This window comes from Roseibium suaedae, assembly GCF_900142725.1.
Taxonomy (GTDB): domain Bacteria; phylum Pseudomonadota; class Alphaproteobacteria; order Rhizobiales; family Stappiaceae; genus Roseibium; species Roseibium suaedae.
Window position 1 is genome coordinate 84,419 of the sequence record NZ_FRBW01000008.1, and the last position, 20,988, is coordinate 105,406.

The 20,988-nt window shown below is 56.5% G+C and carries 14 protein-coding genes and 3 pseudogenes; 9 read left to right on the forward strand and 8 right to left on the reverse strand.

Annotated elements, in window-relative coordinates:
• Positions 1-284: 284 nt before the first annotated feature.
• From acuI to BUA94_RS22320, 3 genes and pseudogenes are all read right to left on the reverse strand, one after another.
• Entirely contained in the window at positions 285-1,283 is a 999-nt protein-coding gene (gene acuI, locus BUA94_RS22310) for an acrylyl-CoA reductase (NADPH) (RefSeq protein WP_073015586.1), read from the reverse strand.
• A 156-nt stretch (positions 1,284-1,439) separates the two neighbouring features.
• Positions 1,440-1,556: pseudogene (locus tag BUA94_RS23985) on the reverse strand (CoA transferase); the annotation flags it as partial.
• A gap of 37 nt (positions 1,557-1,593) precedes the next feature.
• Positions 1,594-3,288, reverse strand: a complete 1,695-nt coding sequence (locus tag BUA94_RS22320; RefSeq protein ID WP_073015588.1) for a GMC family oxidoreductase — start codon at positions 3,286-3,288, stop codon at positions 1,594-1,596.
• 160 nt (positions 3,289-3,448) lie between these two features.
• On the opposite strand from BUA94_RS22320, the gene BUA94_RS22325 reads away from it, so the two are divergent.
• Positions 3,449-4,375 carry a LysR family transcriptional regulator gene (locus BUA94_RS22325; RefSeq protein WP_073015589.1) on the forward strand — a complete coding sequence of 309 codons (927 nt, stop codon included), beginning with the start codon at positions 3,449-3,451 and terminating at the stop codon, positions 4,373-4,375.
• Between the two features lie 59 nt (positions 4,376-4,434).
• Here BUA94_RS22325 and BUA94_RS23990 read toward each other — a convergent pair.
• The 3 genes and pseudogenes from BUA94_RS23990 to BUA94_RS22335 form a co-directional block, all read right to left on the reverse strand.
• Positions 4,435-4,874 (reverse strand): annotated as a pseudogene (locus BUA94_RS23990) (FAD-dependent monooxygenase); the annotation flags it as partial.
• Between the two features lie 417 nt (positions 4,875-5,291).
• Positions 5,292-8,456 (reverse strand): efflux RND transporter permease subunit, encoded by a 3,165-nt coding sequence (locus BUA94_RS22330; protein WP_073015590.1) that lies wholly within the window; start codon positions 8,454-8,456, stop codon positions 5,292-5,294.
• Positions 8,453-9,568, reverse strand: coding sequence for an efflux RND transporter periplasmic adaptor subunit (locus BUA94_RS22335; RefSeq protein WP_073015591.1), 1,116 nt, complete (start codon positions 9,566-9,568; stop codon positions 8,453-8,455). The genes BUA94_RS22330 and BUA94_RS22335 overlap by 4 nt, the downstream gene beginning before the upstream one ends.
• A gap of 85 nt (positions 9,569-9,653) precedes the next feature.
• Here BUA94_RS22335 and BUA94_RS22340 point away from each other — a divergent pair, with 85 nt between their 5' ends.
• The 8 genes from BUA94_RS22340 (at position 9,654) to BUA94_RS22385 (ending at position 19,387) form a co-directional block, all read left to right on the forward strand.
• Positions 9,654-10,259, forward strand: a complete 606-nt coding sequence (locus BUA94_RS22340) for a TetR/AcrR family transcriptional regulator (RefSeq protein WP_073015592.1) — start codon at positions 9,654-9,656, stop codon at positions 10,257-10,259.
• Positions 10,256-10,795 (forward strand): PaaI family thioesterase, encoded by a 540-nt coding sequence (locus tag BUA94_RS22345; protein ID WP_235860677.1) that lies wholly within the window; start codon positions 10,256-10,258, stop codon positions 10,793-10,795. Before BUA94_RS22340 ends, BUA94_RS22345 begins: the two co-directional genes overlap by 4 nt.
• Before the next feature lie 45 nt (positions 10,796-10,840).
• A complete protein-coding gene (locus BUA94_RS22355) occupies positions 10,841-13,354 on the forward strand; it encodes a 2Fe-2S iron-sulfur cluster-binding protein (RefSeq protein ID WP_139251257.1) in 2,514 nt (837 codons plus the stop codon).
• 191 nt (positions 13,355-13,545) lie between these two features.
• On the forward strand, positions 13,546-14,826 hold the full coding sequence (gene fabF / locus BUA94_RS22360; RefSeq protein WP_073015596.1) for a beta-ketoacyl-ACP synthase II: 1,281 nt from the start codon (positions 13,546-13,548) through the stop codon (positions 14,824-14,826).
• Between the two features lie 128 nt (positions 14,827-14,954).
• Complete coding sequence (locus tag BUA94_RS22365; RefSeq protein WP_073015597.1) at positions 14,955-15,770, forward strand: oxidoreductase; 816 nt, start codon at positions 14,955-14,957, stop codon at positions 15,768-15,770.
• A gap of 77 nt (positions 15,771-15,847) precedes the next feature.
• A complete protein-coding gene (locus BUA94_RS22370; protein WP_073015598.1) occupies positions 15,848-17,245 on the forward strand; it encodes an MATE family efflux transporter in 1,398 nt (465 codons plus the stop codon).
• Between the two features lie 41 nt (positions 17,246-17,286).
• Positions 17,287-18,519 (forward strand): adenylate/guanylate cyclase domain-containing protein, encoded by a 1,233-nt coding sequence (locus tag BUA94_RS22375; RefSeq protein WP_139251258.1) that lies wholly within the window; start codon positions 17,287-17,289, stop codon positions 18,517-18,519.
• Between the two features lie 403 nt (positions 18,520-18,922).
• Positions 18,923-19,387: a GNAT family N-acetyltransferase gene (locus tag BUA94_RS22385; RefSeq protein WP_073015600.1), complete on the forward strand. Its 465-nt coding sequence runs from the start codon at positions 18,923-18,925 to the stop codon at positions 19,385-19,387.
• Between the two features lie 71 nt (positions 19,388-19,458).
• On the opposite strand, the pseudogene BUA94_RS22390 reads toward BUA94_RS22385, so the two are convergent.
• Positions 19,459-20,453: pseudogene (locus tag BUA94_RS22390) on the reverse strand (IS30 family transposase).
• A gap of 340 nt (positions 20,454-20,793) precedes the next feature.
• A partial coding sequence (locus tag BUA94_RS22395) for a TRAP transporter large permease subunit (protein ID WP_139251220.1) occupies positions 20,794-20,988 on the reverse strand: 195 nt, incomplete at its 5' end.

Sequence of the window (20,988 nt, forward strand, 5' to 3'; positions counted from 1 at the left end):
TTCAAAAGGTCGAGCTGGAATGTTCTGAAGTATCAGGCCAAACCGGTTCACTTCTCATTGGAAGTCATCAATTGTTGCCGAATTTGTCGGCCGCCCGATACAGGTAAGGCCATTTGCCACAAGCCTTCATATGTTTCTCATCGCCCTGCCAGCCCCTCGATCGCGGCAGGCGCAGGTGGCAGCGCAGACGCTTTAATCTCCGGTGCGCATTTCTGCACCCAGCGATAGATCGCCGAATGATCGATGGGCCCACCGCAGGTCCCATCATTTGCTCAAGATGCCGATCACTCTAAACCGAGCAACGGATTGACCGGCACTAGATTACGGCCTCGGACCTGACCCTCGAGGAATTTCGGAGCGGTAGAAACGACATCGGCGAGCTCGACTTCAGTCGTCATGCCTTCAAGCTTTGCGATGTCCAGTTCCTGTGCAAGCCGCTGCCAGGCGATCGTCCGCTCAGGCTTTGGGCACATGACGCTATCGATCCCGGTCAGGGAAACTCCACGCAGGATGAAAGGCGCTACAGTGGTCGGAAGTTCCATTCCGCCCGCAAGGCCGCAAGCGGCAACGGCACCGCGATAGCGCATCGCGGCGAGGACATTGGCAAGCACCACGCCCCCGGCCACATCGATCCCGCCGGCCCAACGCTCTTTGGCCAATGGTCGTCCGGGTTGCGAGAGCTCGGCACGATCAATGATCGAACTAGCTCCGAGACTGGTCAGATAATCAGCTTCAGCCGGCCGGCCCGTTACGGCAGCAACCTTATAGCCCCGCGCGGCCAGAAGCATAGTGGCAATGCTTCCAACACCGCCGACAGCACCCGTTACCACGATCTCTCCGCTTTCAGGCGTCACACCACTGTGCTCCAGTGCTATGACGCAAAGCATTGCAGTGTAACCTGCGGTCCCGATTGCCATAGCCTGCCGCAAGCTGATCCCCTCCGGCAGAGGCACCAGCCAGTCTCCGCTGACACACGCCCTTTCTGCGAGACCGCCCCAGTGCTTTTCCCCGACGCCCCAGCCGTTCAACAACACCCTATCACCCGGCTTGAAACCGGGATTGGAACTCTCGGCAACTACGCCCGCGAAATCGATCCCGGGAACCATCGGAAAGCTACGCACCACGGGCGAAGCTCCCGTGATCGCCAAAGCATCCTTATAGTTCAGGGTTGACCAAGCGACATCCACTAGAACGTCCCCCGGTGGCAGCTGCGAGGTGTCAATCCTGGAGAGGCCGGCCACCTGTCCGCTATCAGATTTGTCTATGAGGACGGCGTTGAACATTCTAAGCTCCTGTTTTTGGCAGTCTTATGTCTGGGCGGCGGAAATTGCGCCGCCAACCTGCGAGTTGACCATTGCGTTCAGTGCCTGAGAAAGAGTCAGCAAACCTATCGCCTGCCCCTCTGCATCGCCGATCCGGCTCCTTGCCCGAGGGCAGGTCAATGTGACTCCAAGATCCCCGAGGATCATGGCGACGGCCGGACCGGCGATATAGTGACCGAAGTCGATGACCTTGACGCCATGTAGCGGGAGGTTTTCACGATTGTTGGATGCCATTGTCTTTGTCCTGATCGTGCCTTGGCTTTTCCAATGTTTATGCGCCTGCGGCAGCGTCCTGAAGAATGAAGGTCGCGGCTTTTTCAGCAATCATCAGTGTCGGCGAATTGGTGTTTCCGCTGGTAATTTTCGGCATGACGCCGGCATCAACGACACGCAGACCTGAAATGCCCAGCACCCGCAAACGACTGTCGACAACTGCCATCGGATCATCGTTCCGGCCCATTTTTGTGGTTCCAACTGGGTGGAATATCGTGCTGGCGATGTCACCGGCCAGCTTCGCGAGCTCCTCATCCGTCTGGTACTGAATACCCGGCTTCCATTCCTCAGGCTTGTATTTTGCCAGCGATGGCTGCGCGACGATTTTGCGGACCTGCCGCAAGCTGTCTGCCGCGATTTTCCGGTCCTCCTCCGTGCTCAGATAATTCGGCGCGATCGCCGGTGCGTCTGTGGCCTTAGCCGAACGAATGCGCACGCTGCCGACACTGGTTGGATTGAGATTGCAAACGCTGGCGGTGAAGGCAGGTATGCTGTGCAACGGCTCACCAAAAGCATCAAGGCTGAGCGGCTGAACATGATACTCGAGATTGGCGTGGACCTGGGTTTTGTCAGAACGGGTAAAAGCCCCAAGCTGCGAGGGGGACATGCTCATGGGGCCGCTGCGCTTCAGCACATATTCAAGCCCGATCTTCGCCTTGCCGACGGGGCTGCTCGCGAGCGTATTCAGCGTCTTCGCGTTACCGACCTTGAAGACCGCGCGGATCTGCAAATGGTCCTGAAGGTTCTCTCCGACGCCAGACATGTTATGCGCAACTTCGATACCATGACGCTTCAGAAGTTCCGCCGGGCCAATACCCGACAATTGCAGAAGCTGCGGAGAGCCAATCGCTCCGGCGGAAAGGATGACTTCTCTGCGAGCCCGGACCTCAATCCACTGCCCCCGCCGCTGAACTACGGCACCGGCGCACCGCTTGCGGCCAGAGTCCTCGGCCTCAAGGATCAGCTGCTCGGCATGGGACTGCGTCCAGATAGTCAGGTTCGGACGGCTTTTCGCCGGACGAAGGAATGCCTTGGATGTGTTCCAACGCCAGCCTGAGCGCTGGTTGACCTCAAAATAACCGACGCCCTCATTGTCACCGCTGTTGAAATCGTCCAGCCGTGGAATACCTGCTTCCACGGCTGCATCGGCGAAGGATTCAAGAATGTCCCATTTCAGCCGCTGCTTCTCGACCCGCCATTCACCACCATGGCCATGTACGTCGGAGAAACGGCTGTCGCCGCCAGTTTTTGGATCCGCGCCGTTGTCCAGGCGATAGTGATTTTCGTGCGCCATGAAATCAGGCAAACAGTTCTGCCAGGTCCAGACGTCGTCGCCGGTCTCTGCTGCCCAACCGTCGTAGTCTCGGGCCTGACCGCGCATGTAGATCATGCCGTTAATGGAGGAGCAGCCACCGAGTGTCTTGCCACGGGGATAGCGGAGCGAGCGGCCATTCAGACCTGCATCCGGCTCCGTATTGAACAGCCAGTCAGTGCGTGGATTGCCAATGCAATAAAGATAGCCGACGGGAATGTGAATCCATGGATAGTCATCCTTCCGCCCGGCTTCCAGCAGCAGGACGCGATTGCATGGGTCACGGCTGAGGCGGTTGGCAAGCAGGCACCCAGCGGAGCCACCGCCAACAATGACGTAATCGAAAGCCTCATCAGACGAAAGAGAAGCTTTGCGTATCATTGCACTGCCCACCCTATACGAGAGAGCAACGCACAGTCATAAGCTTCGACACCTTGCTGTGTCATGCGAACCTCTCTTCCTGCATTATTTTGAGGGATAACGGATGTCTGGCCGCGAAATCCAATGACAAATGGCGCATGAGATTATAAATTAAACTAATATGACGAATTCAGTCGACCTGAGAACATTGAGAGCATTCATCGCTGCGGCACGGGAGGGAAATGTCACCCGTGCCGCGGAACAGCTGCATGTCACCCAGCCAGCGGTCACGCTTCAATTGAAGCGACTTGCCGCGGACACCGGACTAACCCTGTTCCGGCGGACTGCAAAAGGCCTGGAATTGACGCAGGAGGGAGCTCTTCTGGCCGCCAAGGCGGAGCAAGTACTGGCGGCGCTGACGGATTTTGGACAGACCGCCGGACGTCTGTCGACGCGCGCCCGTGGAAAATTGCGGATCGGCACGATCATCGATCCGGAGTTCACCCGGCTCGGGGCTTTTCTGAAAGCGCTGATCGAAAGCGGACCAGGCCTGGAGACTACACTGCGCCACGGAATGAGCGGCGATGTGCCGGAGAGGCTGAAACGGAATGAACTCGATGCGGGCTTTTATCTCGGCGACCCACAAGACTATGACCCCGCCACCGAAATCGCTGGAGAGAACGCGGCGCCGCTGTTTCATGCCCGCGAACTGGCGCAACTGACGTATCGCGTTGTCGCTCCGCCATCGCTCGCCGCTTTCGTCCGTGGCGCGGATTGGGCAAAGCTTGCATCGCTACCCTGGATCGGTACACCATCGGCGTCCGTTCACAACAGGTTGCTGTCGCGCCTGTTTTCAGACCTTGGCGTCTGGCAGAACATCGTTGCCCAGGTGGACCAGGAGAGCTCCATGGTTGCTATGGTGCGGACAGGGGTGGGGTTAAGCCTTTGCCGCGAGACGATTGCCCTTCATGAACAGCAGGCGAACGGACTGACAATCGCGGACAACGTGAAGATTTCAACGAGCCTGAGTTTCCTCTGCCTGGATGCCCGAACCGGCGACCCGTCCATAAGATCTGCCTTCGACGCAATAAGGCGCGTTTGGGGCTGAACTTGGCAACCAACACTTAGAATGTCCACCGCGCTATCTGCCATAATTTCCCGATAGAATTAGGCATGGCTTGTCAACGGCAGACAGGGCACGAGCGGTCGGCAGCCCACACTAGAACGGCAGCAGCTCAGACCGACTAGTTTTTGCGCAAGCGCCGTTGATGCCGCTCGCGAGTGGGTCAGATAAACCTGCTTAGCTTCCTGCATCTTCTGGCCGAAGTCGAACGTATCCAGGAAGCGATGCACGATCGTTGTCGTCCACCTCGAGAAGCTGACGCCTACCAAATCCTCCAAGCATGCGGGACGAATAGGCTTCTTACCTGCGCCGGATTTTCTTGTAATGCTCGAGCCCCCTAGAAAAGGTAAAGCACGTCGTTCACCGCCGGGTACAGACACTTGGTGCCGTTGGAGGCACTATATGCGCCGCGTCACAGACTAAAAAGCAGCCGGTTGAATAGCATCGGCTCGGCAACGAAGAAACGCGGTGGCGCGATCAACTTATTGGCAATGGCATTCAAAATTATGGCTACACTCCGCTACATCAGGAGCGGAATTTCCTCCGTCGTGGTCAAAAGCCAGTTAACCAGAAGAATTTGCGACACATCACTGAAAGAAGTCTATTAAACGCGTGGCTAATCATCGCTTCTCTCGAAAGAGGTCACGAGACGCATTGCGGAAAGTTCTTCTTCAAGTTTTTGAATACGCTTCCCTAGGTCCAGAATCTCGTCATCGACAGGGTGATCCAGGCCCCCGATGGCCTCATTCCAAGCCTTCCATTCTGTTAACAATCGTCGCAACATTGCATTTCCTCTGCCGCTTCTTGGAACTTGGGAAGGTGCGCGGTTAGGTTCACTCTTGCTGATAGGCCTTCCCTGAACAAACAGGGAAGGCCGACCACCTTCACAATTGCTTGGCCGCTAGTGCGCCGAGACCTCGCCTGACACTGAGGTAGTGCTATGCCCACCTAACCTTTCATCGGTTTTGCCATTCGGCTGAGACTTGGCAACCAGCTCACTTCTGACATGGTGCTCATTGCCTGTCGGCTTGATCCGGAACCAGGTCATATAGAGAGCGGGCAGGAAGAGCAGGATGAGCACCGTTCCAACCGCCGTTCCTCCGATCAAGGTGTAAGCCATCGAACCCCAGAAGACGGAGTGCGTCAGGGGAATGAAAGCAAGGACAGCTGCAAGAGCGGTCAGTATTACAGGACGGGTCCTTTGCACCGTCGCCTCGATGACGGCGTTATAGGCATCAAGTCCAGCGTCGAGGTTCTCCTTGATCTGCTCGGTAAGGATCAACGTGTTGCGCATGAGGATACCGGCAAGACCTATCAGGCCCAAGATCGCGTTGAAGCCGAAGGGCTGGTTAAACAGGAGCAGGGCAGGCACCACACCGACAAGGCCAAGGGGGGCAGTGAGTAGAACCATCGCCATCATGGAGAAGGATCTGACCTGCAGCATGATGATGATCAGCGTTGCCGCAATCATCACTGGGAAGATTTTAGCGAGCGCGGTGTTGGCCTTGGCAGCCTCTTCGATCGACCCCCCCATTACGATGTGGTAGCCCGCAGGCAATGTGGCGATCAGCGGCTGCAGTGCCTCCAATACCTGCTTCGACACCTCCGGCGGCTGAGTGGCCTCATTGATGTCGGAGCGGACCGTGATGACGGACATGCGATCACGACGTTTCAGGATCGGCTCTTCCATCCGGATTTCCGCATGTCCGATCTGATCAAGAGGAATTGAACGTCCTTCACGGCTCATGAGCGAGAAATCCGACAGGCGTGCAGGATCCAACCTTTCGGCACCAGAGCTTCTGGCAACGACAGGTACGTTCCGAATATCCTCGCGAACTTCCGTGACGGGGATGCCAGAAAGCAAGAACTGAAGTTGCTGCCCCACCTCAGCCGGCGACAATCCGATGATGTTCAGCCGGTCCTGATCAGGAACAAAGCGAAGCACGGGTGTCCGGTTGCCCCAGTCGCGGTTGGCGTCCCGGACATCTGCGACGCTCCGCATAATTTCGAGAGCCTTCTCGGAAATCGTGTAAAGCTCCTCTGGGTCCGGTCCGGTGATCCGGAATTCCACAGGGAACACGGATGGTGGACCGAAGACGAATTGCGTCGCACGAACATAGGCTTCGGGAGCGAGACCTTCCATAACCGCGGCACGAAGCTTGTGCTTCAACACATCTCTTGCGTCTGCATCGGGTGTGAGCACCACAATTTTCGCAAAAGCTGGATCAGGCAACTCAGGTGCAAGCGCAAGATAAAACCTGGGAGCACCCTGACCTATATAGCTGGTGACGATTTCAGCCTCAGGCTGCTCGCCCAACCATTGCTCAATCTTTTTCACTGCATCGGTCGTCGTTTCGATGCTCGACCCTTCCGGCAGACGGACTTCCACCAGCACTTCCGGACGGTCAGAGGTCGGGAAAAACTGTTGCTTCACGCCACCCATGCCGACGATTGCAAACACAAAGGCGATGCCGACAATAGCGCATGTCAGAACCTTGTAGCGAACCGCAAAAACGATCAGCTTGCGCAAACGCCGGTAGTTTGGCGTGTCGTAAATGGCGTGATGACCACCTTCGATGGGCTTGATGTCAGGCAGCATCTTCACGCCGAGATAGGGAGTGAAAACAACTGCGACGATCCAGGAGACGATGAGGGCAAAGCCCACCACCCAGAAGATGTTGCCGGCATATTCGCCGGCCGTCGAGCTGGCGAAGCCCACCGGCAGGAAGCCCGCAATCGTCACCAGCGTGCCCGACAGCATCGGCGCAGCCGTGTGACTCCACGCATAGGCTGCCGCCTTGATGCGATCCATGCCCTCTTCCATCTTCACGACCATCACTTCGATAGCAATGATGGCATCGTCCACGAGAAGGCCGAGTGCCAGAATGAGAGCCCCGAGTGTGATGCGGTCGAAGAATCGGCCGGTCTCCAGCATGATGAAGAAAACGGCGGCAAGGGTCAGTGGGACAGCTGCCGCTACCACGATCCCGACGCGCCAGCCCATGCTGACAAGACTGACAAACAGTACCACGCCGAGTGCCATGGCAAACTTCAGCATGAATTCGTCGATTGCCGAACTGATGTTGACCGCCTGATCAGTCACCTTTTCGAGTGCCATACCCAAAGGAAGTGTAGAGGCTATGTCGCTGGTTTTTTGCTCCAGTGATTTGCCGAGGGCAAGGCCGTCCCAGCCCTCCTGCATCACGGCTCCAAGCATGATCGTGGGTTCCCCCTCGTGCCGGATGATGAAGGTTGGAGGGTCTTCGTATCCACGGTGAATTTCGGCTATATCTGAGAGTTTGAGTGTTCGCCCTGCGGCGGCAATTGGCGTGTCGCCAATCGCTTGGACACTGTCATATGCCCCATCGACTCTAATGAAGATCTGAGGGCCCCGGGCGTCGATCGATCCGGCTGGCGTGACGTTGTTCTGCCGCTGCAATGCGGCAACGATATCTTGGGCGGAAACCCCGAGCGTAGCCAACTTCGCAAAAGAAAAGGCGACGAAGATCTGCTCAGGACGTTCGCCTATAATGTTGATCTTTTTCACGCCAGGTACATGCAAAAGGTCCTGTCGGATGACTTCGGCCTGCCTGACGAGTTCCCGCATCGGCATTCCCTTTGCCTTGAGAGCGTAAAGGGCAAAACTCACGTCAGCGTACTCATCGTTGACGAAAGGGCCGAGAACTCCTGGCGGCAGGGAACGGGCTTCGTCCCCCAGCTTCTTGCGCGCCTGGTAGAATTCCTCCTGAACCTTGGACGGTGGCGTGCTGTCTTTCAGGGTAAGCGTCATGAGGGCGAAGCCCGGCCGCGTGGTGGTGTCTACGCGGTCGTACCATGCCAACTCCTGAAGACGCTTTTCCAGCGGCTCGGCGACAAGATCCTGCATCTCACGGGCTGTGGCTCCCGGCCAGACAGTCGTTACAGTGAGATTCTTGATAGTGAAGCTCGGATCTTCGGCGCGGCCAAGGTTAAAAAAGGCAAAAGCCCCTGCGGCAACGAGCAGAAGAATGAAGAACAAGGTTACGGAGCGTTCGCGAACCGCCAACGCAGAGAGGTTGAAGTTCATCGCTGCACTCCATGCGTCGCCACCGTGCGTACACTGGAGCCGTCACGCAGAAGATGCGCGCCGAGAGAAACAACCGAAACTCCAGCATCCAGGCCGGAAATCTCAGCCATCTCGCTACTCATTCTGACCAGGCTGACCGGTTGAAAATGCACGCTTGAGGTTGAGTGTTCGAGACGCCAGACGCCGGTCTTCTCGCCGTTATCGAGAATGGCACCGATCGGTACCTCGACCGTCGGCGCTGCGGACTTGCGGGAAAGGCGGATCGTGACAGTCGCACCAAGCGGCGCCGAAGCTGCTTTACCTTCCAATACATACCGCGCCTCGAAGGTTCGTGTCAAAGGATCCGCAGCATCCGAGAGCTGCCTAAGGCTCGCCTTGAACCGTTGATCGCCCCAGCCATAAAGGCTCGCCTCTGCAAGCGTTCCAATCTCGGGCCGAAATGTCTCGGGGAGCGAGATGACCGCTTCGCGCGGCCCGGCCTGGGCAATGCGCACTACGGCCTGACCTGCAGCAACAACCTGGCCAGGCTCACCGATAGCTTCAACAACAGTTCCATCCGCATTTGCGAGGAGAACCGCATAGGTCGCTTCATTTTCGGCAACCCGAGCCTCCGCTTCTGCGGCCGCAAGCTGAGCGGCAGCCGTATCCAGAGCTGCTTTCGCCTGTTCATAGCGTTGCGGACTTGCTGCTCGGCCGTCCTTCACGAGAACTGCATAGCGCTTTTCGTCCGCCTCCATCTGAACCATGATTGCCCGTGCCGCAGCCACTGCAAAACGCTTTGCGCTGACGGCAAGCTGCAGATCAGTCTCGTCGATCCTCATCAGGGGCTGACCGGCTTTCACTTGCTCACCGGTATCAACGAGGCGTTCGATGATTTTGCCCGGAACACGAAAGCCGAGGCTGCTCTCCACCTTGGCCCCGACTGTGCCCGTAAAGCTGAGCTGGGAATCAGCAGAGGTCACTGCCGTTGCTAGCATTACCAATGGGGGAACCTGCCTAGGGTCATCGACTGCAGAGGCTTCTGTAGTCGACAAGTGAGGAGCCAATGTCGCTGCTGCAGCTGAGATCGCGATCAGCGCTACCCCCAGGACAAGAGCGGTTTTCTTTTTCATGATCACGTCTCGCGCTCATTTAGATTGCATTCGAAATCTATATAGTCTAAATAGATTTCGAATGCAATCTAAAAGGACGTTACCGATGCGTGTCAGCCGCGAGAAAGCAGCAGAAAACCGAGAAACCGTAATCAATGTGGCAAGCCGCCTTTTCAGAGAGCATGGGTTTGACGGTATCGGCCTCAAGGATCTGATGAAGGGGGCAGGGCTGACCCAAGGGGCGTTTTACAAACAGTTCGCGTCAAAAGAGGATCTGGCCGTTCTGGCCTCCCGGCGCGCATTTGAGAGTGCTTCGCATCGTTGGTCCGACGCGATCGAAGCACACCCTGAGAACCCGCTCGGTGCAGTGTTAGCCTTCTATCTGAGCATGGATCACCGCGAGGAGAAGATGGAGGGCTGTCCGATCGTTGGTCTCGGGTCCGATGCTGCTAGGCAGGGCAGTGACGTGAAGTCTTCGTTCGAAGACGGCGTCAAGACGCATCTCGAAGTCCTTGGCGAGCTGGTTGGCAAGTCCGGCGACGCGGAACCCAACAGCAAAGCCATGTCCATTCTCTCTACCATGATAGGAGCGCAGGTACTCGCGCGCGTCGTCAACGACAAAAAGCTATCAAGTCAGATCTTGCATGCGGCCGCACAAAGCGTTCTGGCGCAGGCTTCTGCCGGTAGCGATGAACCTGGATCAGTCCAATGAGTACGAATCCTTTGATAGACGTTCATAATGCGCCTGCGCCTAATTCCGAACTGACAGAGTATACCGGATTTGAGCTGGTTGCGATGTTGGCGGAGGGAAACCTCCGCCGTCCACCAATGGCGGAAACGCTTCCTTTTACGCTGCTTGCCCCGGAAGAAGGCAAGGTTAAGCTCCTTGCTACCCCCGAGCCACGTTTTGGCAATCTGACGAATACCGTCCATGGCGGCTGGATCATGACAATGCTTGATACCGCCATGGCACTGGCCGCCCTGACCACGCTTTCGCCCGGTGAAACCTGTCCGTCACACGAAACCTCCGCCAAGTTCGTACGCCCGGTTTTCGCCAACTCCGGGGAGATGCTCATCACCGGTCATGTTGTCTCGCGCAGTCGAACCGTCATTACGCTGGAAGGCAGAGTTGAAAATGCCCAAGGCAAGCTTCATGCGCATGGCACATCAACGTGCCTTATCGTTGGCGCTCGGCCTCAGCAACACCTCTTGGAAAACTCGCTTGAGCTTCTGCAGCTTTTCTTCTGACGAGGAATGGGGTCGCAGCGGGTCGCCGTGAGTGTCACGGGGAAAATGTCATCGGCAGAAAATCGACTTGTAGACAAGGTGTATGGCATTATGAGACTTGAGGATCATCCTACGGTACGGCGGCTCCGCGAAACGGGCGCCGAAGACTCCAAGGCAAGCGAAAGGCGGCCGCTAGATGCGGAGGAACTGCGGGAGCTGGCGCTCGCTTGTGGTGCCGACGATGTCGGTGTTGTCGAGATTGGCCGGGCTGAACTCGACCCGCAACGTGCTGAAATTCTCCGTCACTATCCATGGACCCGCTCACTCCTGAGCATTGTGATCAAAATGGCGCGTGAGCCCGTCAGGGGTACGCCGCGATCTGTCTCCAATCTGGAATTCCATCGCGCCGGCCACGAGACCAATGAAGTTGCGGCGCGCATCGTTGCGCGTCTCCAGGACCGGGGCGTTCGTGCTGTAAACCCAGCGATGGGTTTCCCAATGGAAATGCAACAAAATCCGGGAAACGCAATCTGGATTGTTTCGCATAAGCCTGTCGCCGTTGCGGCCGGCCTTGGCCGGATGGGTATTCACCGGAACCTGATCCATCCGAAGTTCGGCAACTTCGTCCTGCTCGGGACGGTTCTGCTCGACCAGGAAATCGGTGCGGTCGACGAACCGATTGACTTCAATCCGTGTCTTGAATGCAATCTCTGTGTTGCAGTTTGCCCTGTTGGTGCGATCAAGCCCGATGGGGAGTTTAATTTTCAGGCTTGCTTCACCCACAATTACCGCGAATTCATGGGCGGGTTTAACGACTGGGTCGAGCAGGTCGCCGATTCCCGCGATGCGATCGACTATCGCAAACGGGTCAATGAGCCCGAAACCGCCTCAATGTGGCAAAGCCTGACCTACGGCGCCAACTACAAGTCTGCCTATTGCATGGCAGTTTGTCCGGCTGGCGAAGATGTGATCGGCCCCTATCTGAAAGACAAGGCGTCACACCGGCGCGAAATCCTGAGGCCGCTTCAGGATCGGCCTGAAACGATCTATGTGGTGGCCGGAACCGATGCCGAAGACGTGGCGCGGCGCAAATGGAAGAACAAAATCGTCAAACCTGTCGGCAACGGCATGACGCCCCGCACGATTTCGGGTCTTCTGACGTTCATGCCGATCGTGTTTCAGCCAGAGCAGTCACGTGGTCTGAACGCGGTTTATCATTTTACGTTCACCGGCGCTGAAAATCGCCAGGCGACGATTACCGTCAGGGACCGCAAGATAACCATTAGGGACGGATTGATCGGTGATGCCGATCTCCGGATGACGGCAGATTCAAAGACCTGGTTGGGCTTTCTCGCAAAGGAAAAGAACCTCTTCTGGGCGCTCGCGCGGCGCAAGATCAAGATCTCTGGCAACCCCAAGCTTCTGCTGGCGTTTGGCAAGTGCTTTCCGTCGCCGGAAATCAAGCGCGAGCATGTCGAGATCGTACCTGAAAACTCTTTGCTCGTGCCTGCGATCAGACCATTTGAGAAGAATGATCCGGCAAGCGGCAAGGTGCGCTGGTACGGCGAACTCGTTCTCAGTGAAATCGAGCAGGTCACGCATAACGTCAAGACCTTCCGTCTCGTCAATCCCCACGGTGGCGAGATGCCGTTCCGGCATGTCGCCGGGCAGTATCTGACACTCGACATCGAGCCCGATGGTATCGCCACCCGGCGGTCCTACACCATCGCTTCGCCGCCGAGCTGGCGCGACCACATCGAGATTACCCTCAAGCGCGAGGATCACGGACTGGTTTCCCGCTGGCTGCACGACACTGTGAAGGTGGGTGACCGCATTAACGTTGAAGCTCCAAGCGGCAGCTTCGTGTTTTCCGGCAGCGAGCGGCCGAGCGTCGTGCTGATTGGTGGCGGCGTCGGGGTCACACCGATGATGAGCATCGCGCGCTACCTCACCGACACGGGCTGGCCCGGCACAATCTACATGCTCAACAGCTTCCTGACCCCGAAGGATTTCATCTTCGAAAGCGAGATCGAGAGCCTGAGGACACGCAATCCGCGGATGCATGTCGCAACCGCGATTACGAACCCGGAGGGGACAAGCTGGTCTGGGGCAACCGGCTTCATCAATGCTCGGTTTCTTCAGGCCAATGTCCCCGACATTGCACTCCATCCCGCGCTTATTTGCGGACCGACCCCGATGATGGACGCAGTCAAGGCCACGTTGATCGGCCTAGGCGTTCCGGCCGGTCAGGTCAGAACGGAGTCCTTTGGCACCGACAAGCGCGATCCGACCCAAAAGGCCGACAAGTCAGCCAAGGTCGTTGCCAAGGTTTCATTCTTGGGTACTGGCCTGAGTGCTCACGCTCGCGCGGGTATGTCCCTGCTGGATGTCGCGGATGAGGCCGACGTTTTCATCGACAATGCCTGCCGTTCGGGGACATGCGGCACATGCCTCGTTAAGCTAAAGAGTGGCGAGGTCCGGATGGGGACGGATGAAGCGCTCAGCGATGACGAGAAGAAGGATGGCTACATTCTTGCCTGCCAGGCGGAACCCTGCGGCGACGTGGAGTTGGAGGTTTGAACTTGTCAGAACCAGACAGTTCCCGGGCTTTCCCGACCCGTCCCGCCACAACACGGGAGCCTTGAAGGTTTCCGGACAATAGCTTTCGAACTGCAGCATGGCGCAGCAACCGGTTGCCCGCGGACACTGACATGGCTTTCGGCCATCTCGCGGGCAGCGATGGTAACTTACCCCAGAAAATAGGTGTTTAAATGCGGAAGATAGTTGTTACGGGTCTGGGGGCGGTCACGCCACTCGCCACAGGCGTCGAAATGTCTTGGTCCCGTATTCTCGACGGTCGCTCCGGCATCAGGAGGCTTGCAGACGAGATTGTAGGTGACTTGCCAGCAAAGATCGGCGGTGCCGTTCCTTCTCTGGAAGAGGATCCTGAAGCAGGTTTTGATCCCAATACGGTCTTCGCACCAAAGGACCAGAGAAAGGTTGACCGGTTTATCCCGTTTGGACTCGCCGCCGCACAAGAGGCATTGTCTCAGGCTGCATGGGTACCTGACTCGGAAGAAGACCGCCTGCGCACGGCGACGATCATTGCTTCTGGCATCGGCGGGTTTCCGGCGATAACCGAGGCGGTTCGCACCGTCGATACGCGCGGCGTCCGCCGTCTGTCACCATTTACGGTACCGTCTTTCCTTGTGAACCTTGCAGCTGGCCACATCTCCATCCGTCATGGCTTCAAGGGCCCGCTCGGCGCACCGGTAACAGCCTGTGCGGCCGGGATCCAGGCGATCGGCGATGCGGCACGCCTTGTCCGTGCCGGTGAGGCCGATATCGCCGTTTGCGGCGGAACGGAGGCTTGCATGAATATAGTCAGTCTGGGCGGGTTTGCGGCGGCGCGGTCCCTTTCGACCGGCTTCAACGAAAACCCGGCCCAGGCTTCGCGTCCCTTCGACACCTCGCGCGATGGCTTCGTGATGGGGGAGGGAGCTGGCGTTCTGGTTATCGAAGAACTGGAGCATGCCCTCGCGCGTGGGGCCAAGCCTCTTGCCGAACTCGTCGGCTACGGCACGACGGCGGATGCCCATCACATCACTTCTGGGCCTGAAGACGGTGATGGCGCACGCCGGGCTATGGAAATCGCGATCGCTCAAGCCGGCATTTCTGCTGGAGATATCCGCCACCTCAATGCACACGCGACGTCCACTCCCCTTGGTGACCTTGGAGAAATTGCGGCGATCAAGCGCGTTTTCGGCACAAATTCAAAGGTTGCGGTCAGCGCGACAAAATCGGCTACCGGACACTTGCTCGGGGCCGCAGGCGGGCTTGGCGCGATCTTCGCAATCCTTGCGCTCAGGGACCAGATGGCGCCACCTACGCTCAACTTGGACGCTTTAGACCCCGCAGGCGAGGGAATTGACTTCGTGGCGCACCGGGCCCGGCCAACAGAGATGGATTATGCGATCGCCAATGGCTTCGGTTTCGGGGGCGTCAATGCCAGCGTGCTCTTCCGGCGCTGGACCGGAATGTCGGCAAGGTAAGCGGCAGGAGAGTCCAGCGATCGAACCTCTCCCCAATCTCCAGTTTTTTCGAAATCACCAAATCTAGGTGCTGCTCAACGGGCGTCTCAACCCGATGCTAAGACCTTACAGAGAAGGACATGAACTAAATGAAGACATCCAATCTCGGCACCGCCCTCGTGACCGGAGCATCTTCCGGCATCGGATTCGCCGCGGCCAAGGCCTTGCAGGATGCAGGATATCGTGTGTTTGGGACCAGTCGCCGGACCGGAGCAGCAATGCCTGCTGGCGTAACTGCGCTGACCTGCGACGTAACCGACAATGCTTCTGTGGCGAAGGCAGTCGAAAACGTTCTGGCTACAACAGGACGCATCGATCTGCTCGTTAATAACGCTGGCGTTGGCCTATTTGGCGGCGCCGAAGAATCGTCAGTAGTCCAGGCCCAATCACTATTCGACGTGAACGTATTCGGCGTCATTCGCATGACTAACGCCGTACTGCCGGATATGCGTAGTCAGCGGAAGGGCAAAATCATTAACCTCAGTTCTGCGCACGGGTTCATTCCTGCACCTTATTTTGCGCTCTATGCGGCGACCAAACATGCCATAGAAGGTTACTCGCAATCACTTGATCATGAAGTGCGCACGCTCGGAATTCGCGTTGCGCTGGTTGAACCGGCCTATACCCGTACATCTTTCGACGAAAACCTTATAGAGCCGGATCATTTGCTCGACAGCTACGATGCCGCGCGTGTGCGGATGGCAGCGGTCGTCAGCGAAGAGATAAAAAAAGGCGCTACGCCGGAGATCGTTGCCGCAACCATCTTGAAGGCAGCAACAGATCCAGATCCGAAGTTGCGCTACCCGGCAGGAAAGTTGGCAAGTCGTGTCAGCGTTCTGCGCCGTTTTGTCCCCGCCGCCGCATTCGACAAGAGCCTGCGCAAGATGCTCCGGCTGCCAGTCTAGCCAGGTCATAGCGGCAGGCCAAAGGACCCGCATGAGCCCGATCGCAATAGCTTAAGGGTCCGACGAGAGATCTACTCATGAGAGAAGTGTCCCACACGAACACATCGACGGTCCAAGTGCCCGCGCACAAGGCACCACCCAGCGTGCTCGAAGGCGCCATTGTACCAACGATGCTTCGTCTAGCGTTGCCGACGATATTAGTGCTCGTCGTGCAAACACTTGTCGGTGTGGCTGAAACCTATTTCATTAGCTTTCTCGGGACGGACGCGCTGGCCGGAGTCACACTGGTGTTCCCGGTCCTTATGCTCATGCAGATGATGTCGAACGGGGGCATCGGAGGAGGGGTCGCATCGGCGGTGGCGCGATCCCTAGGGAGCGAACGTTATGCCGATGCAAGCGCACTTGTCTGGCACTCGATCATCGTGGCCTGTGCATTCGGTGTTGCTTTCTCGGCGGCCGCCTTCTTCTGTGGCCAGATGCTCTATCGGTCAATGGGAGGAACCGGTGCAACGCTTGAAGCGGCGCTCACCTATTCGGGTGTGGTGTTTGCAGGCTCGGTCCCGATCTGGATAACCGCGGTGCTGTCATCAGCGCTTCGCGGGGCGGGGAATGTGAAGTTCCCGGCTCTGGTCATCTTTCTGGGTGTCTTCCTCCTGGTCCCACTATCGCCAGCCCTGATCTTCGGGTGGGGGCCATTTCCGCGGCTTGGAGTTGCCGGTGGTGGGGCCGCAGTGGTCATATACTACATACTGGCCGCTGTTATGCTGCTTTTGTACTTGCGCTCACCCCGCAGTCTGCTCAAGCTCAGAATTGTGCCTCTGGAAGGACGCCTGTTCAGGGACATCATGGGTGTCGGCATCCTGTCGGCGATCGGAACGGTCCAGGTCAATCTCACAGTCACTATCGTTACAGCCACCGTTGGCGGGTTTGACGCTAGCGCCATCGCCGGATATGGTATCGCCTCACGCCTCGACTATATTCAGATCCCGGTTATATTCGGCCTTGGAACCGCGCTGGTGACGATGGTCGGTATCAATATTGGAGCCGGGCAATGGGAACGCGCTCGCCATATCGCCTGGACCGGTGCAGCCATTGCTTTCGGATTGACTGAATTGGTCGGCCTATCCGCTGCGATCTTCCCGCAAACCTGGGTCGGCCTCTTCAGCGACGATGCCGATGTTATGGCGATGGGAGTTCTCTATCTGCGAACCGTTGCCCCGGTCTACGGCGCTGTGGGCTTGGGCCTGGCGCTCTACTTTGCCAGCCAAGGGGCAAACCGGGCTCTGTTTCCTGTGTTGGCAGGAACTATTCGCATGATCATTGCAGCTGCTATCGGCTGGTTGGCTGTCTACTTCTTGGGTGCTGGTATTTCTGCCTTGTTCCAGATCGTCGCTCTGGCATCCGTCGCCTACGGAGTACTGACAGCTGCAGCGATGATCAGTGGCACTTGGAAAAAGCGTCCTTTCGACCAGTAAGTTCTAGCCAACCTCTCGACACCGTAAATTAGGACACTGCATTGAAGCGGCTGTACTCAATAGAATTCGAGCCAAATGAGGAACGTGCGTACGCGAAACAGCTAATGCAGCGGTTTGTTCCACTTGGTAGGCTGGGAACAGGTATCGGGCTTGTCGCATTTATCGGCTACGGGTTTTGGGACGCGGTGCTGGATCCAAACGCCTGGGAACGAACTGCCTATCTGCGTGCGACGGCTGTGGCACATTTCTTGGCATGCATAGGGTTGTCTTTTCTTCCCTCTTTTCGCACCAATCCAAAACTCTGGCCGTTTCTCATCTTGTACACCTACCTTGGGATCGCGGTCTTGTTTCCCCTGATTTTGGCTCAACTTCCCGGTGGGCTGGTAGCCGGTATCAGTGGGCTGACCACCGGGATGATATTCGTCCCGGCAATGACCAATGGTGTGCTTCAAACCTCAGGTATCCTGGTGCCATACCTTCTTATCGCTGTTTTCACTATTGCACTCGCGGGTGGTACCAACTTTGAAGTGGTCAATGCTCTGGCCTGGACCAGCGGCGGTGTAGGATTTGCCGTTGCTTTTTCATATCAGCTTGATGTCATCAATCGACGCGCATTTCGGCTGGAGCGTTTGCTGGAAGACGAAACACGGCGCTCCGAGGTACTCCTTCTGAACATTCTTCCTGCAAAAATTGCATCGCGTCTTAAAGCCCATGAGGAGCCTGTTGCCGACAAGCATGAAAGTGTGTCGATCTTGTTTGCAGATCTTGCGGGGTTTTCCAACATAACTCGAAAAATGTCGGCGGATGAGCTTGTGAGCTTACTAAATGATCTGTTTTCCCGATTTGACAGGCTCGTTGACGAGCATCACGTGGAAAAAATTAAGACCATCGGGGATGCATATATGGCCGCTGCCGGCCTGCACGGAAGCGTCGTGGATCACGCAGCGAGAATCGCAAATCTTGCTCTTGAGATGCAAAGTGCTGTTCGTGAGTTTCGTCAACGAAACAGCATTGATTTAGAACTGCGTATAGGAATTCATTCCGGGCCGGTCATTGCCGGAGTAATCGGGAAACGCAAATTTTCCTACGATCTGTGGGGAGATACCGTGAATGTTGCCAGCAGGATGGAATCTGAAGGTATACCCGGAAAAATTCAGATATCCGAAGAGACGCAGAAACTTCTTCCGGTTAGCTACTTTGTTTCCACGCGCGGCGAAGTGCAAATCAAGGGAGATCTACCGAGAACCACATATTTTCTAGAAGGCTGCAGTTAGCGACGCGGCTGTTCAACGCCTGCGTGATCTGATCACTAAAGTCTCACCTTATTGCAACGCGGTACCTATGGGCCGACGTTCCCTGCATGTGACAGATAAACTAAAGTTTCCAATGGTTTTGGTGTGGTTGACGCGGCTCGTCCTCGGCCCAGATAAGCCGTTCCCCGTTGAATGATGCATCCTTGAATCAGCTTAACTCAGTGTCCATGAAACCGGGTGGCAGGCAAAGCAGACACAGCAACACCAAGAGACCGAACAGTGCATTGGACTACCGCCCATCGGCACCTGAAACGATCAACCCGATGGACCGGAGGCCGGACATGGACTAACAATCACATTAGCCTCATGAAGTGTGGCTGTTCATGTTCACTTCTTCCTTGGTACGACAAAAAAGGTAGTGAGAATGTCCGCAGGTCTGTCAATTCGCTCCCTCAATCAAGGAGATTTTGACCAATGGTTCCGCCTATGGGAGGGGTATAATGCATTTTATGGCCGCTCGGGCACGACGGCCCTCTCACCTGATATTAGCCAAATGACCTGGCAGCGCTTCTTCGACCCTTATGAGCCAGTGAAAGCGGTCGTGGCCGAGAGCCAAGGACACCTTGTCGGCTTCGCGCATTACATTTTCCACCGCAGCACAACCGCAATTGAACCCAGTTGCTACTTGCAGGATCTATTCACGCATCCAGAGTCGCGCGGGAACGGGATAGGAAAAGCGCTGATACATGATATTTATAGGCGTGCGGAAAATGCAGGCGCGGCACGCGTTTATTGGCAAACACATGAAACAAATTCCACGGCAATGAAGCTTTACGACAGTGTCGCGGAACGCTCCGGTTTTATTGTTTATCGAAAGATCTTTTCATGAAGCACGTTCTAGCAAAAAACCAAGAATTGTGAAATGCACCTTCAGCTTGGATGAGGGTAGGGGCCTGCTGATCACCTTGCCATCATTTTTTCTCTGAGTACTTCGGCGGGCGTCTTCCAGCCCAAGAATTTCCGTGGTGTGGCATTAAGCTTGTCGCTGAGACTCTTGAGGTCCGCCTCACTCACGTGTTTCAAATCCAGCTTGCGGGGCAATCTTCTTCGAGCTCGCCTGTTGGTGTTCTCAACGGTCCCTTTCTGCCATGGGGAAGACGGATCGCAGAGCCAAGTCTGCGTGCCCGTTTCGGCCTGAAGATGCGGCCAGGCAACAAACTCGGTTCCGCGGTCAAATGTGATCGACTTGCGAGCCTTGAGCGGCAAATGTGCGATTGCATCGATTACCTTACCCAGCACGTTTCTCGTCTTCTTATCGTCGTTCTTCAGAAGCACCGTAAAGCGGCTGACGCGCTCAACCAAAGATGTGATGTTGCGCAACCCAAGATGCTGCATGAATATCATGAGATCACCTTCCCAATGGCCAAACTCCCGCCTATGCGCGACAACCTCCGGGCGGAACAGAATACTCACGTCACGATGGAACTTGGCAGGGCGCCGTTTCCTGGCCCGTCTGGGTCTGCGCTCCTTGCGGTGCGTTGGCAGATACCACCACAGCTCCTGAGCGAGACCTTCCTTTGAATAGATAAAGCGGTAGATGGTTCCTGGCAGACCCTACGCGCGGCACCTTCGTAGCGCATGCGGCCGGCTATCTGTTCTGGTGTCCAACCGGCCTTGATGCGCTCGGCTACTAGGTGCCGTAGATCCTCATGTTTGATGAGTTTGCGCTTTCGAGAACGGCGCCTGGCGGTCTCATCCTGTGCGACAACAGCAAAATACCCAGCCACGTCAGGCATTTGCGCGTCACTGAAATGACTCCGCCTGAGCTCGCGAAAGATCGTGGAGCGGTGGCGTCCTAGGACCTGCGCCATTTTCGCTGGGGACACGTTTGCCTGACGCCAGCGTTCGATCTTGCGGCGTTCTTCAAGTGTGAGATGGATGTAATTCAAGCCCATAGTGATTTCCTCCTATCTGATAACCTATTGGTTTCAATAAGAAGTCGCACTTGGGTATAGCGCGCACCCGTTATATACAAATTTCGGGTAAGATAGCTTATGGAACTTAATTTTCACCACAAGCTGGAGCACTTGGTATTTGATCGAGTGAAGCTGCTGTTCGCGAAACCGGAGGTTTCCCCGCTTGCATCGCTCTAAATGGCCATTGTGATGCTGCGATAGCACAACCGGATGCTCTCTCCCCTCGACTTCGGGTACAGACATCAATTCTGAGCCAGCACCTTTCGACGGAACCTGGGGCTGCTTTCAGCGGCAAGATTCAGGAGCTCACCAATGACCGTCAACGGCTCATCAGGTCAGGCAGAAACAGCGTGATTTGCGGGAAAGCCAGCAGCAAAATGAGGATCACAATCTCCATGAAGAGGAACGGCACAATTCCCCGGAATATTGTGCCGAGCGGAACCTTTGTCTGAGCCGCGGCCACATAGGCATTCAATCCGAGCGGCGGTGTCAGCAGGCCGATTTCAACTGTCTT

Excerpts from the sequence above, each read along its gene's own strand:
- acuI (WP_073015586.1), bottom strand. The coding sequence starts at position 1,283 with ATGTTCAACGCCGTCCTCATAGACAAATCTGATAGCGGACAGGTGGCC.
- BUA94_RS22320 (WP_073015588.1), bottom strand. The coding sequence starts at position 3,288 with ATGATACGCAAAGCTTCTCTTTCGTCTGATGAGGCTTTCGATTACGTC.
- BUA94_RS22325 (WP_073015589.1), top strand. The coding sequence starts at position 3,449 with ATGACGAATTCAGTCGACCTGAGAACATTGAGAGCATTCATCGCTGCG.
- BUA94_RS22330 (WP_073015590.1), bottom strand. The coding sequence starts at position 8,456 with ATGAACTTCAACCTCTCTGCGTTGGCGGTTCGCGAACGCTCCGTAACC.
- BUA94_RS22335 (WP_073015591.1), bottom strand. The coding sequence starts at position 9,568 with ATGAAAAAGAAAACCGCTCTTGTCCTGGGGGTAGCGCTGATCGCGATC.
- BUA94_RS22340 (WP_073015592.1), top strand. The coding sequence starts at position 9,654 with ATGCGTGTCAGCCGCGAGAAAGCAGCAGAAAACCGAGAAACCGTAATC.
- BUA94_RS22345 (WP_235860677.1), top strand. The coding sequence starts at position 10,256 with ATGAGTACGAATCCTTTGATAGACGTTCATAATGCGCCTGCGCCTAAT.
- BUA94_RS22355 (WP_139251257.1), top strand. The coding sequence starts at position 10,841 with ATGTCATCGGCAGAAAATCGACTTGTAGACAAGGTGTATGGCATTATG.
- fabF (WP_073015596.1), top strand. The coding sequence starts at position 13,546 with ATGCGGAAGATAGTTGTTACGGGTCTGGGGGCGGTCACGCCACTCGCC.
- BUA94_RS22365 (WP_073015597.1), top strand. The coding sequence starts at position 14,955 with ATGAAGACATCCAATCTCGGCACCGCCCTCGTGACCGGAGCATCTTCC.
- BUA94_RS22370 (WP_073015598.1), top strand. The coding sequence starts at position 15,848 with ATGAGAGAAGTGTCCCACACGAACACATCGACGGTCCAAGTGCCCGCG.
- BUA94_RS22385 (WP_073015600.1), top strand. The coding sequence starts at position 18,923 with ATGTCCGCAGGTCTGTCAATTCGCTCCCTCAATCAAGGAGATTTTGAC.